This window comes from Mycobacterium sp. E2733, from assembly GCF_001667585.1.
Classification (GTDB): domain Bacteria; phylum Actinomycetota; class Actinomycetes; order Mycobacteriales; family Mycobacteriaceae; genus Mycobacterium.
Genome location: NZ_LZJZ01000021.1, coordinates 47,422 through 60,847, shown reverse-complemented (window position 1 = coordinate 60,847; position 13,426 = coordinate 47,422). Strand labels below are relative to the sequence as shown.

Sequence of the window (13,426 nt, the reverse complement as noted above, 5' to 3'; positions counted from 1 at the left end):
AAGACGATGCCCGAATACGACTACGAAGAAATGAAGAAGGAAGCCGAGCAGTACATCAAGTTCGAGAAGGACAAGAAGAACCGGATCGCCTACATCACCTTCAACCGCCCCGAGGAGCTCAACTCCACCACCTTGGGCATGCGGCAGAACTACGCCGACCTGATCCACAAGTGCAACGTGGACGACGATGTCAAGGTCGTCGTGATCCGTGGCGAGGGAGACGATTTCGGAAGCGGTGGCGACCTGCCCGAGCAGCGGGGCATGCTGGAAAACCCGGGCATGCCGCTGCTGCACGAGTTGGCGATCAACGATGACGACGTCAAGTACCCGCCCGGCGGGTCGTATCGCTACCTTTCGACCGTCACCGACTTCTACGCCAAGGCCCGCGCGGGAAACCGCCCGCTGCAGGAGCTGCGCAAGATCAGCATCATCGAGGCCAAGGGCTACTGCTACGGCTGGCACTTCTACCAGGCGGGCGACGCCGACCTGGTGGTCTCCTCCGACGACGCCCTGTTCGGCCACCCGGCGTTTCGCTACGTGGGTTGGGGACCGCGCCTGTGGTGGTGGGCCGAGACGATGGGCCTGCGCAAATTCTCCGAAATGCTGTTCACCGGACGGCCATTCAGCGCGAAGGAGATGTACGAGTGCGGCTTCGTCAACAGCGTGGTGCCGCGCGAGAAGCTGGAAGAAGAGACGCTGAAGTACGCGATGGCCTGCTCGCGTTCCCGCCCGACCGACACCGTCGCGGTGCAGAAGACCTTCCTCGAGCTTTACAAGCAGCACAAGGGCGAATACTTCGGCAGCCTGCTCACCGGCATGGTCGAGGGCATGCTGCCGATGATCACCAACGACGCGGAGGAAGTGGACCTGACAGCGGGCACCTTCGAGAAGGGCCTCAACAACGTGGTGAAGGACAACGACCTGAACTTCCCGCCGGAGTGGCGTCTGAGCCGCTCGGGACGCTCGAAGCCCTGACCGTCTTGGGACGGCTCGCATGTCGGCGCTGACGGGTTTCCGGGTCGTCGAGCTGGCCGGTTCCGTTGCGGGGGAGTACTGCGGAAAGTTGTTGGCCGACTTCGGTGCCGAGGTCGTCAAGGTCGAGGCGCCGGAGTGCGGCAGTCCGACGCGCGCGATGGCTCCCATCGTCGCCGACGGCCTCGACGGCAGCGGGCTTTTCGCGTACCTCAACACCAACAAGCAGTCCGTCGTGCTGGATGTCCGGCCCGCCGCCGGTGCGGAGACCCTGCACCGGCTCATCGGGACGGCCGACGCGGTCGTCGACGACGGTTCCTTCGACGGGGCCAGCGATTGGTCGCGGCGGCATCCGGACGTGGTGTTCTGTTCGATCACGCCGTTCGGGCGGGATGCGCCCCCCGAGTTCGGCAACGCCAAGAGCCTCAACGTGTTCCACGCCAGCGGTTGGGGGTACCACACGCCGAGCCACCCCGATCCCGCCAAGCCGCCGCTGCAGGGGCCTGGCCGGTTCCTGGCCGACTACGAAGCGGGACTGGACGCCGCGCTTTGCGTGACGGCATCGCTGTTCGGGCGCCTGCACAACGGCCACGGACAGTCCATCGACATTTCCGAACACGCCGTGCTGGTCTCCCGCGCCGACTGCATCATCGGCCGGTTCATCACCGGTGAGGTGCCCGCCGAAGGCCACCGCAGCGACTATGACCAGGTGGGTCCGGCGGCGTTTTTCGCCTGCGCCGACGGTTTCGTCTACCTGTACATGACCAGCCGCGCCCACTGGCTCGGCCTGAAAGAACTGATGGCTCATCCGGATTGGCTGAACGCGTTCGACGACGACTGGCTGGAGTTCTCCGTCACCCCGGAAAAAGTAGCTGCGTTCCAGCGGGGCTTCGTGGCGTGGGTTCGGGACCTTGCCAAGGACGAAGCGTCCGACCGAGCCCAGCGCCTGGGCGTACCGCTGGTACCGGTGAACGGTGCCGCGGACCTGCATCGTTCACCGCAGTACCGGCACCGGGGTTTCTTTCAGCAAGTGCGGCACCCGGTGCTGGGCGGTGCCGCATATCCGACCGTGCCATACGCGTTCAGCGCATCGCCGGCCCGAATCACCTCCGCCGCACCGGCCCTCGGCCAGCACACCGGTCAGGTCCTGGGCCGCATCGATGGCCCGCGACCGCGGCCGCAAGTCAAGTGGCCGCAACTCAAGCCACCCAAGAATCCGCGCGGTGGGCCGCTGCAAGGAGTCCGGGTCGTCGAGCTCACCAAGGTGTGGGCCGGGCCCTACGCGGGCAAGCTGCTGGCCATGCTGGGCGCCGAGGTCATCAAGGTCGAAACCGCGGGTAGCCCCGAGGAGATGCGTGCCTACGGCGGCACCGACATCAACCACGCGCCGTATTTCCTCAGCATCAACCCCGAAATCCTCAGTGTGGACCTCGATATCAAGTCCACCGAGGGCATGGCGCGGCTGCGTGAGCTGATCGCCCGCAGCGACATCGTGATCAACAACCTGCGCCCGGGTGCGATGGAACGCCAGGGCTTAGGCTATGCGCAGCTGACGGAGATCAAGGCGGACATCATCTCCGTGTCGATCAAGATGTGGGGTAACGACGGGCCGCTGGGTCATCAAACCGGTTACGCGCCATGCTTCGCCGCCCTGGCCGGGCTGGCCCCGCTGGTCGGCTATCGCGGGGGGCCGCCCCTCGGGACCAGCATGCGCTACGGAGATTCGACCGTCGGCGCGGCGGCCGCGTACGCCGCGGTGGTCGCATTACTGCATCGCGAACTCAGCGGCGCCGGACAGTTCGTCGACCTCTCGGCCGTCGAAACCCTGTCGTCGATGATCGGCGACTGCCTGCTTGAGCAAGCCCTGACGGGACAAGCGTTTCGGCCCAACGGCAATGCTCACCCCGACCTGTGCCCGCACGGCTGCTATCCCTGCGCGGACGGCGCCTGGATCACGGTCGCCGTAGCCGACGACGCGCAGTGGCGCGGGTTGTGCGACGTGCTCGATGCGGAATTGCTCACCCGAGAACCCCGCTACGCCACCATGGAGGGGCGACGGCGCGATGCCGAGACGCTCGACGCCTGTCTCGCGCAGCTCACTCGGCGCCACGAAGCCGAGCAGCTCGCGGATCGCCTGCGCGCCGCGGGTGTCCCGGCCGGCAAGAGCGCCACCGCGCTCGACGTGATCGGTGATCAACGACTGTGGGACCGCGAGCTGTACCGCTTCGTCAGCGATCATCGTGAGGGCCAGCGCCCGATCGTCGGGCCGTCCTGGCGGATGGCCCGCGGCCAGGCGCGCATCGCTCACGGTGCGCCCGACCTTGGCGAGCACACCGAGTACGTGCTACACGAGATACTGGGCGCATGACCGGGACACTTGCACACACCGCGGCCCTGGTTACCGGCGCCAGCAGCGGTATCGGGGCAGCAACGGCCAAAGCGCTGGCCGCGGAAGGCGCGGCGGTGGCCCTGCTCGCGCGCCGCGCGGACCGGCTCGCCGAGCTGAAAGCCGACATCGAAACCGCCGGTGGCACAGCGCTGGCCGTGGCGGCCGATGTCACCGACGCCGAGGAGGTGTCGGCGGCCGTGCGGCGCGCCGCCGCGGAGTTCGGCCGGCTCGACACCGTGGTGAACAACGCTGGGCTGATGCAATCCGGGCCGGCGGCCGAGGCGTCGCTGCGGGATTGGGATGCCATGGTGACGGTCAATGTGCAAGGGGTTCTGTACGTCACGCGTGCGGCGCTGCCGTACCTGATCGACGCCGCCGCCGACTCGCCGCGCGGTGTCGCCGATCTGGTCAACATCAGTTCGACCGCCGGGTGGGTGGCCCGGCCGAACACCGCGGTCTACTCGCTGACCAAGTTCGGGGTGAACGCTTTCAGCGAGGGCATTCGGCAGGAGGTGCTCGGGCAGCGCGTCCGGGTCGGCGTGGTGGGCCCCGGGACGGTGGATACCGAGATCTTCGGCCACCTCCCCGAGTCGTCGCGGGAGGCCTTCGAGCGCCAGACCGCCGGGATGGTCATGCTGCGCCCCGAGGACATCGCCGACGCGGTCCTGTTCATGGTGACCCGTGACCGCCGGGTGGCCGTCAATCACATGCTGGTGCGCGCGGCCGAACAAACCTGGTGAGCAATTGACTTCGCATTGGGCCGTCGGCGACCGGTACGGGTTGGCGTTTCCGGCCGACCCCGCGGCGCTGGAAAGTGGTGCGGCGCGGTTTCTCACCGAGGCGTTCCTCGCCTCGGGTGCGTTGCGCGACAACGGCGTCGCGCGCGTTTCCGGGTTTCGTGAGGTGGCCGGCGGTAGCACGGGACGCAAGACCATGCTCTCCGTCGAATACGCCAAGCCCGCCCCGGACCTGCCCGCCGACCTTTTCGTCAAGTTCTCGCGCGACTTCGACGACCCGGCGCGTGATCGCGGCAAGACCCAGATGGAGGCCGAGGTGTGGTTCGCCGCCCTGTCCCGGGCTCCGGAATTTCCGATCGCGATACCCCACGCGCTGTTCGCCGACTATCAGCGCCAGACCGGCACCGGAATACTGGTCACAGAGCGGATCCGATTCGGCTGCAACGGGATCGAACGGCAGTATCACAAATGCCTCGACTACGAGATGCCCGAGCCGCTCGGACACTATCGAGCGCTGCTCACCGCGCTGGCCCGGCTCGCCGGCACCCACCGATCCGGGTGGCTGCCCGCCGAGCTCACCGCACACTTCCCGGTGGACGTCGCGGCCGCGACGGTGGGGGATCGGGCGCTGCTGTCCACCGAGAAGCTGGAGCGCCGGGTGGACCGACTGGCGGAATTCGCAGAGATCCGCCCCGGGCTGCTGCCCGCTTGTTCACCGGAGCTCATCGCACGCATGCGCGCGGACGTGCCCCGGTTCGCGCGCCACGAGCACACGGTCGCGGGCCTGCTGGCCGACGACTCCGACTATGTCGCGCTGTGCCATTGGAACGCCAACATAGACAACGCATGGTTTTGGCGCGACGCCGACGACGGTCTACGCTGCGGCCTGATGGACTGGGGATGCGCCAGCCAGATGAATCTCGGCATGGCGATCTGGGGAGCCATGTCCGGCGCCGAAACCGACGTGTGGGACTCTTATCTCGACGAGCTGTTGCAGCTGTTCGTCACCGAGTTCCATCGTTGTGGCGGACCGGAACTCGATCCGGTTCGGTTGCTCCGACACACACTGTTGTACGCGGCGGCGATGGGCGTCGCCTGGCTGCTGGGCGTGCCGGCGTTGATCCGCAAGCGATTCGAAGCCATACCGGACAGTCGACGCCATCCACTGATCAGGGACGACGAGGGCATACGCGCGCCACTGCAGATGCTGTCGAACCTGCTGTTCCTGTGGGATCGGCATCGCATCAGTGATCTGCTCGACGAAGCGCTGGCAGGGACGAGCCCCTGAGCTACGGCTCGTCGTCGTCATCTTTATCGCGCAGCAGTTTCTCGGGGTGATGAAAAGTGTTGCTGCGCGGTCGGCCCCGGTCCAGATGTGGGGGTGGAAGCCACTCGGTGTCGCCCTTGGCATTCTTACGGGTTGTCCAGCCGCCGGGTTTGAGCAGGCGATGGTGGGGTCCGCAGGCGAAGGTGATGCCGTCGACGTCGGTGCGCCGACATTTGGCCCAGTCGGTGACGTGATGGACCTCGGAGTAGTAGCCCGGGACGGTGCAGCCGGGTGCAGAGCAGCCGCGGTCCTTGGCATACAGCACGATTCGCTGGCCGGGGGAGGCGAGTCGTTTCGTGTGATAGAGGGCCAGGGCTTTTCCCTTGTCGAAGATCGCCAAATAATGACGCGCGTGGCGGGCCAGCCGAATCACATCGCTCATCGGCAGGATGGTGCCTCCGCCGGTGAGGCCACGCCCGGCGGCGGCTTCCAGCTCTTGCAGCGTCGTGGTGACGACGATGGAGGCCGGCAAGCCATTGTGCTGGCCCAGCTTTCCCGACGCCAGCAGCGCACGGTTCGCCGCCAGTAGCGCGTCGTGGTTGCGTTGGGCCGCGGATCGGCCGTCACGGTCGATCGCATCCTGGCTGGGCGCGCCGTCCACGCAGGGCGCGTCGTCCAGTGGGTTGCACATGCCGGGCGCGGCGAGCTTGGCCAACACCGCCTCCACGGTGGCGCGGGCTTCGGGGGTGAGCAGGCCGCGCAACTCCGACATGCCGTCGGCTTGCTGCTTGCCCAGGGTCAGTCCACGACGCCGTGCCCGGTCGTCGTCGGTGTAGGTGCCGTCTGGGTTCAGGCAATCGGCGATGTGATCGGCGAGCTCTGCCAATTGCTCGGGGCGGTACCGCGTTCCGTGCGTTGCAAGGTCGGCTTCGACGGCCTGGCGCGTGGCGAAGTCCACCCAGCCGGGCAGCTGATGGAAGAACCTGCGGATCACCGCCACCTGTCCGCCGCCAAGCCTCCCATCGCGTTGGGCGGCGGCGGTGGCCGGCAGGATCGGATCCAGCGGTTCCCCGGTCAGCCCGCGCCGGGGACCCAGGTCGGTCGCCTCTTTGATGCGCCTCGACGCTTCGGCGCGGCTGACCAAAGTTGACTCGGCGATCGCGTGGGAGAGCTTGCCGCCCAGCTCCTCTGCGGTGGCCTGGCGGGTCAAGTTGTTGATCAGCGGATGCTCGATAGCCGGCAGCTGGCGGCGCACCTTCTCGCAGCGCTCCAACATCGCCAGCTGCTCCCGGGTGGCCAGATCGTCGCCTTCGTAGCCGACAAGATCGCCCATGGCAGCGTCGATGGTGTCGAATGCTGCCAACACGGCCTCGCGATCAATACTCACACCTTGAAACTATCGGCGCCCACCGACAAAAACCGCCTCGCTGAGACCGCTGGAGCTGAAGTGACACAAATGATTTCAGCGGTCAGACCACGACGGGCTGGTCGTCATCACCTCTACACCGTCCCCGGTGATGTGAACGGTGTCCCGCCGGAATACCGCCCCGACGCCGTCCTGCCACACGTAGCCGGTGATCGCCAACACCATGCCGGCCTCCAGCCGGTCGTGTTCGCCGGCGGCCAGCAGCGTTTGGGACACCACGGGTGGATCGAACCCCAGCCCCAACCCGTGCGCTATCGGCATCGGCGGAATCGGTTCGCCGGCCGCCTGATAGGCCGCCACCAAGTCCGAGGTGGCCGCGCCAGGTCGACAGGCCGCAAGCATGTTGTCGTACAACACATCCGAGCGGCCGAATAGCTCCGGGGCAGAATCACCGGCCGGCCAGGTGCGGCCCACCTCCGCGACATAGCCATTCGCCAGGGCCCCGGCGGCTAACGCGACCAGGTCGCCCGCTCGAACCTCGCCGGAACCGGCGCGGCGCCACGGCTCTTCCTTTGACGTCACCCAGGCGGCGTCCTGGGTGGCCGGCGTGCTCACCCCGCCCGCGGCCATGGCCTCCATCATGGCCCCGGCCAGCGTCCGCTCCGACACTCCCGGCGCGAATTCGGCCAGGGCAGCGGCGAGTCCGCGTTCGGCGACGCGCAGTGCGGTGTCCATCGCAGCGACTTCGTCGGGCGTCTTGATGCGCCGCGCCGCGCGCATCGCCGGCTCGGCGTCGACGAGCTCGGCGTTGGGGAACGCCTCCGGCAGCAGGGCGGCGAAAGTGGGTGTGATCGCATCGGTGCCGACCCGCCGAGCCGTGTCGGCACCGTCGATCTTCTTCAGCACGTCGATGAGCGTCATCGGGTTCCAGGCCAGTCCGTAGAGGTGATCGCGCCCGATCTCCTCCGGCACCCCCTCGTCGTCGGTGCTGTTGAGGTAGATGTCCCCGGAGGCGCGCACCACGGCACACATGGGACCGAACGGCCGCGTCCCGGCTATCCACAGCTGCGGTGCGCCGGTGACGTAACGGATGTTGGCCTGCCGCCCGAGCACCAGGATGTCGAGCCCGTGTGCGTCCATTTGGGCCAGTGCCCGCTCCCGACGGCCCGCCCGCAACGCGCGGGGGTCGGGCAAAACCTCAGTCGCCATAGGGGGAATAGGGGTAGTCGGTGATCGGCAGGTAGCCGTCTTCGGTGATCACCACGATCTCCTCACTGCGATAGCCGCCCGTGCCGTCCTCCCACACGACGGGTTCGAGAACCAGCACCATCCCCGGCGTGAAGACGAAGTTGTCGTCGAATTCTTCGCCGAGATCCGTTCCGATCATGGGCGCTTCGGCGGGGTAGGTGCCGATGCCGTGGCCCAGGTAGAAGTGCGGCAACCACGGTTTGCGGCCACCGTTGGCGGCGATCGCCGCCCGCGCCAGATCACCGGAGGTGACACCGGCTTTGGTCACCGCGAGCACCGCGTCCAGGATGGCGCGCCACTGCCGGAACTGATCCTGCTGCCGGGGCGTGGGCTGTTCGCCGACCACCCAGGTCCGGCCGAAATCGGAGCAGTAGCCGAGGTAGGTCATGCTGATGTCGGTCCAGAGCACATCCCCGGCGGCGAGTTCACGATCCGTGGGCAGCAGCGGCAGCGCAAGATCGCCATGCGTCGTCCACACCCCGGCTTCGCGCGAACTCGGCATGACCTGCCAGATGGCCTCGAGCATGTTGGTGGTGGCCCCCAACTCGAATGCGCGACGCACCAGCGTGGCCGAGAGGTCGATCTGCCGCACTCCCGGCGCCAAGGCCCGCTGCACATCCACGATCGCCTGTTCGGTGATGCGGGCCGCGCGGCGAAGGCAGGACAACTCGTCTCGAGTCTTCACCAGTTGCGCATTGCCGAGCACGATTGCCGCATCCGTCGGCACGCCCGCGGGAAACAGCGTGGGCCCGGCCCTGCGCATCGCCCCGGTCAGCTCGTCGACGGCGACGTTCGCACCCGGCGGGATCAGCCCGGCCAGCTCGCGCGCGAATTGCTCGACGCCATGGTCGAATTCGAGGTAGACAGGGCCGTGCAGATGATCGTCGGGTACTGGTGATGCCGCGGACGCTCCACCGCGGAAAGGCATGAACAGGTGCGGATGTTCGTCGTCGGCGAGCACGACCGCGACCGGGCGCTCCACATGTGAGAGGCCGGCATCCAGCAGCGGCCAGCTGGCACCGGTCGCGTACCCGACGTACCCGTTCATCAACAGGATCAAAGCGTCGACACCGTGGTCGGCCATCGCCGACCGCAGCCGCGCCCCGGTTTCTGCACGCATGCGCGCCCGGTCCGGCTCCTCCGGTATGTCGATCACCGCGCCACCAGCTGTGAAAGAAGTCATCACAGACCCAGGAAGTTTCTGATGTTTCCGCTGACGACGCGGACGGCGTCCTCGGGACCTACGGCGTCAACCACCGCGGCCAGCGACCGCTCCGAATAGCCAAAGGTGCTTTCGTTGTGCGGGTAGTCGGATGACCACATCGCCTTGTCGATGCCGATCTCGTCGATCTGGGCAAGCCCAAGGCCGTCCACCATGAACGAGGCGCACATGTGGGCGTCCCAGTAATGCCGGACCTCGCGTTCGGGCTGATGTGCGAGCATGTGTCGATACGAGGCCAGGACGTGCTCGGCGTCTTGCAAAGCCGGTGGGACCCAGGCGATACCGCCCTCGAACCAGCCGACCCGTAGCCCTGGATGACGGTCGAGGATGCCGCCGAAGACATACTTGGAGAACATCTCCCGGAACGAGTCGATGTTGACCATCATCGCCACCGCAACGCTGTTGACCTCGCTCGGAACCTTAGGCTGGCTCTCCCCGATGTGGTGGGTGAGCGGCAGCCCGGAGTCCTCGATTTCCTCCCACACCGCGCTCATCGCGGCACCCGAGAAGTCGATGGCGTGGCCGTTGTCGTCGATGCCGGGGCTTATCGGCATCAAAAACGTCTTGAGTCCCAAGGATTTCAGCTCGGTCAACGTGCGCCGGGTGCCGCGCGGGTCCCACCAGTTGATCAGGCCGACACCATAGCAGTGGCCGCAAGAGCGTTTCTGGAACGCGGCGATGTGCTCGTTGTAGATGCGAAAGATGCGCTCCCGCAGATCCTTATCGGGATAGTGGAACAACGCCAACACCGCGTTGGGAAACACGAGTTCCTTGTCGACGCCGTCTTCGGCGAGCTCACGCAGGCGGGCGTCGATGTTGCGGCTGACGGCTCCGGCCAGGTCGTCGTACTGCATCAGCACCGCGCTGAAATCACCGACCACCATCGACTGCCCCGGCCGGCCGAGCAGGTAGGCGCCGTCCTCGTACCAGATTCGCGGCGCGTAATCCTTCAGGTCGTCGGGGAAGTGTTCGTAGAAGATGTCATCGGCCACCGAGATGTGGTTGTCGGCGGAGAACACCTCGGTGCCGGGGGGCAGGCCGGTGCTGGCGCCGATAGCGTGGCCGCGACGGTGCTTGGGCGCTCCGATCACACCCTCCGGGTAAGGGGTGCGGGTCTGCAGCCGCCCCGCCTTCACCATGTCACCGGAAGCTCATAGAGCCCGTAGGCCAGCGCGTCGTGCTTGAACGGCAGCTCTTCCACCGGCACTGCGAGCCGCAACGTCGGGACGCGGCGCAGCAGGGTGGGCAGGACGATCTGCAGCTCCATCCGGGCCAGCTGCTGCCCGACGCACTGGTGGCGGCCGTAACCGAAGCCGACGTGCGGGCCGTCCTCCCGGCGCAGGTCGAGCCGCTCGGGATCGGGGAATTGGCGGGTGTCCCAGTTCGCCGGCGCGACGTCGAGGATGATGCCCTCGCCTGCGCGGATCGTCTCGCCGCCGACCTCGATGTCCTCGACGGCGATGCGGCGCTGTCCCGTCTGAATGATGCTGAGGTAGCGCATCAATTCCTCGACCGCGACCGCGATCGCCTTCGGATCGTCGCTGTCGCGCAGCAGCGCCAGCTGGTCGGGATGGTCGAGTAGGGCCGCGATGCTCAGGCTGATCATGTTGGCGGTGGTCTCGTGGCCGGCGATGAGCACGCCGGTGGCCAACTGCGCGGCCTCGCGTACGCTGAGCTCTTCGGCGTTGACCCGCTCGGCAAGGTCGGACACCAAATCTTCCGAGGGGCTTTGCATCTTGGCCCGCACCAGATTGGCCAGGTACTTCGCCAACGACGCGGCGCCCTGGGCCGTGTCCTCCTCGGTGGCGTAGCGGCCCATGCCCCGTTGGGCCTGGGCCTGGAAGAAGTCGGCGTCCTCGTAGGGCACGCCCAGCAATTGGCTGATGACCAGCGAGGGGACGGGCAGCGCCAACGTGCTGACGATGTCGCCCGGCTTCGGGCCGGCCAGCAACGCGTCGATGTGATCGTCGGTGATCTTCTGCACCGCCGGCCGCAGCGCCTCAACCCGCTTGAACGTGAACGGTTTTGACAGCATCCGCCGAAACCGGGTGTGTTCTTCGGCGTCGGAGGTGAACACCGACCGAGGGCGCTTGTGCACCGTCGCCAGCATGCCCTCGTTCCAATGCGGATATCCGGGCAGTCGGTCGTCGACGCTGGCGCGCGAGTCACTGAACAACGCCCGGATCGCCTCATAGCCGTGGATCAACCACGGTGTGCTGTCGTCCCAGATCCGGACGCGGCTCAGCTGCTTTTCGGCGTTGAGCTCCAACACTTCTGGCGGCGGGGCGAACGGGCAACCCGGCGCCCGCGACATCGGGAACTCCGGAATGTCCGTGGCGGTCGAGACGTCGGTCATCGTTCTCCTTGCTGCTGGCCTGTTCTGGTCTTGGTGGACTAGCCGGTTGCCGCGCCGACGTGGACCGGTGCGCGCCACAGGGCGACGATGGCGTCGACCAGGCCCTCGCCGGCGACCGGCCAGGCCGAACGTGAACGTGGTCCGTGCTCGGCCAGGGCGCTCTCGTGCTCGGCGCAGGTGTGCATGAGCAGGTTGCGCACCATGACCATGCGTTCGGAACGCACCCGCCTGGGCAGGTCGGGGAGGCAGCGATTGATGCCCTCGATGGTCCGCACCAGCAGCGGCGACGCGAGTGCGTCTTTGGTGACTACGTGGCGGTAGGTGGGGTCGGCCATGGCCTGAGCGGCGAAGCGGGCATACCAGCTGGGCGTGCCGAGCGCGTGCAGGTGATCGGTGAGCGGCCGCACCAACGCGCCAACCCAGTCACGCAGGTCGGTCGAACCGTCGATGGCGGTCAGCATCTGCGCCCGGAGTTCCTCGATGGGATCCCGATGCTTGCTCTCGATCGCCCGGAGCAGGTCCGTCCTCGTCCCGAAGTGGTAGCAAGCCGCGGCGTTGTTGCCCTGTCCGGCCGCCTCGCTGATTTGCCGGTTCGATACGGCATACATGCCGCATTCGGCGAACAGCACTTCCGCGGCCGACAGGATCGCGTCCCGGGTGCCGCTCGATCTCTCGGACCGGGCGATCCGCTCGGCGGTCATCGCCCCAGTGAACACGGCGTACCGGATTAAATCAAGCAATTTATTTAACCGGCGTGGCATTGTGGCGACGCGGTAGGCATCCGCAGTCGAATCCCCTTCCGGTCAAGGTGATTTCATCGCTCCGACGCCCAGACGGGGCCGCACGGGAATACAGTCACCGTATGAATCCGCTGCAGCGGGTGCTCGGGAACCCGACGGCCTACCGCCGGCTCGTCCTCAGTGGCCGGCCGGTCGCGGAAACCCTGGAGGCGCTGCCGCGGTTCGCGACGGGTGGGCGGCTCGGCGTCTTGGACCTCGCCGGCCTGCCGAACGTGCGGATCACCACGTCGGGTCGCAAAACGGGCCTGGCCCGCACGGCAACCGTGCAGTACGTGCCCGTCGGCAATGGGCTGTTGCTGATCGGTTCCAACTGGGGCCGGGACCGCCACCCGTCGTGGTCAGCGAACCTTAAAGCTAGGCAACGGGTTACCGTGCGCAGGCGCGGAGAGGGCTCCGTCGCGACCGTGCGGTTGCTCACCGGCGTGGAGCGCGACGAAGCGTGGTCGACGGTGCTGGCGCACTGGCCGAACTATCAACTCGCCCAAGAACGCGCGAGTCGGCGGCAGTTCCGCCTGTTTCTCCTCACGCCCACCCAACAGTGTCGCGGCGGGAACTAACCCGGATGCGGCTTTTTCAGATGCGCAATCTCGTCACCCCAAACCGATTGGGCCCCTGCATCACCCACGCGGTAGATCTGGACCATCGCAGCAACGGCGACGGCGAGCACCAGTATCGCGATAGTCGCCCGGACGACCACACGGCTCTTGTCCGAGCGGCGCTCGATCAGGCGCATCACCACTAGCACCAGCGCGGCCGCCAACAGTGCGGCGGCGAAGTAGGTCATCGTGCCGCCCAGGGAGGCGTGCTTTTGCAGGATGGCGCTGGGTTTTGCCCTCAGGTCGTAAAGCCATTCCCCTGCGTCTACCGTGATGGGCGTCAAAACCATGGTGGCGACAGCGAATATCAGTGCGAGCCACAACAACGGGCCCCGACGCGCCGTCGGCCAAAACACGCACACGATCTCCAGCACGGCGGTCAGCGGCACGAGCACGACCACGAAGTGCAGCAGCAGGACATGGGCGGGCATGCCGTTGATGACGGTCATTTGACTCCTTGGTGGGGGGAGGTC

Annotated in this window: 11 protein-coding genes and 1 pseudogene; 5 read left to right on the top strand and 7 right to left on the bottom strand. The window is 66.9% G+C overall.

Features of this window, described 5'->3' with window-relative positions:
- Positions 1 to 6 precede the first annotated feature (6 nt).
- The 4 genes and pseudogenes from A5678_RS04430 (at position 7) to A5678_RS04415 (ending at position 5,386) form a co-directional block, all read left to right on the top strand.
- Positions 7 to 975, top strand: coding sequence for an enoyl-CoA hydratase/isomerase family protein (locus A5678_RS04430; RefSeq protein WP_068039009.1), 969 nt, complete (start codon positions 7 to 9; stop codon positions 973 to 975).
- Positions 972 to 3,340: pseudogene (locus A5678_RS04425) on the top strand (CaiB/BaiF CoA transferase family protein). Before A5678_RS04430 ends, A5678_RS04425 begins: the two are co-directional and overlap by 4 nt.
- On the top strand, positions 3,337 to 4,101 hold the full coding sequence (locus A5678_RS04420; RefSeq protein WP_068039001.1) for an SDR family NAD(P)-dependent oxidoreductase: 765 nt from the start codon (positions 3,337 to 3,339) through the stop codon (positions 4,099 to 4,101). Before A5678_RS04425 ends, A5678_RS04420 begins: the two are co-directional and overlap by 4 nt.
- Before the next feature lie 4 nt (positions 4,102 to 4,105).
- Positions 4,106 to 5,386, top strand: coding sequence for a hypothetical protein (locus A5678_RS04415; RefSeq protein ID WP_068038998.1), 1,281 nt, complete (start codon positions 4,106 to 4,108; stop codon positions 5,384 to 5,386).
- 1 nt (position 5,387) lies between these two features.
- Here the strand turns inward: A5678_RS04415 and A5678_RS04410 are convergent, their stop codons facing one another.
- From A5678_RS04410 to A5678_RS04385, 6 genes are all read right to left on the bottom strand, one after another.
- Positions 5,388 to 6,698 carry an HNH endonuclease signature motif containing protein gene (locus A5678_RS04410; RefSeq protein WP_068039352.1) on the bottom strand — a complete coding sequence of 437 codons (1,311 nt, stop codon included), beginning with the start codon at positions 6,696 to 6,698 and terminating at the stop codon, positions 5,388 to 5,390.
- 129 nt (positions 6,699 to 6,827) lie between these two features.
- Complete coding sequence (locus A5678_RS04405) at positions 6,828 to 7,940, bottom strand: Xaa-Pro peptidase family protein (RefSeq protein WP_068038996.1); 1,113 nt, start codon at positions 7,938 to 7,940, stop codon at positions 6,828 to 6,830.
- A complete protein-coding gene (locus tag A5678_RS04400; protein ID WP_068038992.1) occupies positions 7,930 to 9,162 on the bottom strand; it encodes a Xaa-Pro peptidase family protein in 1,233 nt (410 codons plus the stop codon). Before A5678_RS04400 ends, A5678_RS04405 begins: the two co-directional genes overlap by 11 nt.
- Complete coding sequence (locus A5678_RS04395) at positions 9,162 to 10,340, bottom strand: amidohydrolase family protein (protein WP_068038988.1); 1,179 nt, start codon at positions 10,338 to 10,340, stop codon at positions 9,162 to 9,164. The genes A5678_RS04400 and A5678_RS04395 overlap by 1 nt, the downstream gene beginning before the upstream one ends.
- Positions 10,334 to 11,557 carry a cytochrome P450 gene (locus A5678_RS04390; protein ID WP_068038985.1) on the bottom strand — a complete coding sequence of 408 codons (1,224 nt, stop codon included), beginning with the start codon at positions 11,555 to 11,557 and terminating at the stop codon, positions 10,334 to 10,336. Before A5678_RS04390 ends, A5678_RS04395 begins: the two co-directional genes overlap by 7 nt.
- 38 nt (positions 11,558 to 11,595) lie before the next feature.
- Entirely contained in the window at positions 11,596 to 12,273 is a 678-nt protein-coding gene (locus tag A5678_RS04385; RefSeq protein WP_068038982.1) for a TetR/AcrR family transcriptional regulator, read from the bottom strand.
- A gap of 146 nt (positions 12,274 to 12,419) precedes the next feature.
- Here A5678_RS04385 and A5678_RS04380 point away from each other — a divergent pair, with 146 nt between their 5' ends.
- Complete coding sequence (locus tag A5678_RS04380) at positions 12,420 to 12,914, top strand: nitroreductase family deazaflavin-dependent oxidoreductase (RefSeq protein ID WP_068038979.1); 495 nt, start codon at positions 12,420 to 12,422, stop codon at positions 12,912 to 12,914.
- Here A5678_RS04380 and A5678_RS04375 read toward each other — a convergent pair.
- Positions 12,911 to 13,402 carry a DUF2231 domain-containing protein gene (locus A5678_RS04375; protein ID WP_068038976.1) on the bottom strand — a complete coding sequence of 164 codons (492 nt, stop codon included), beginning with the start codon at positions 13,400 to 13,402 and terminating at the stop codon, positions 12,911 to 12,913. The two genes, A5678_RS04380 and A5678_RS04375, sit on opposite strands and share 4 nt — an antisense overlap.
- Positions 13,403 to 13,426 lie beyond the last annotated feature (24 nt).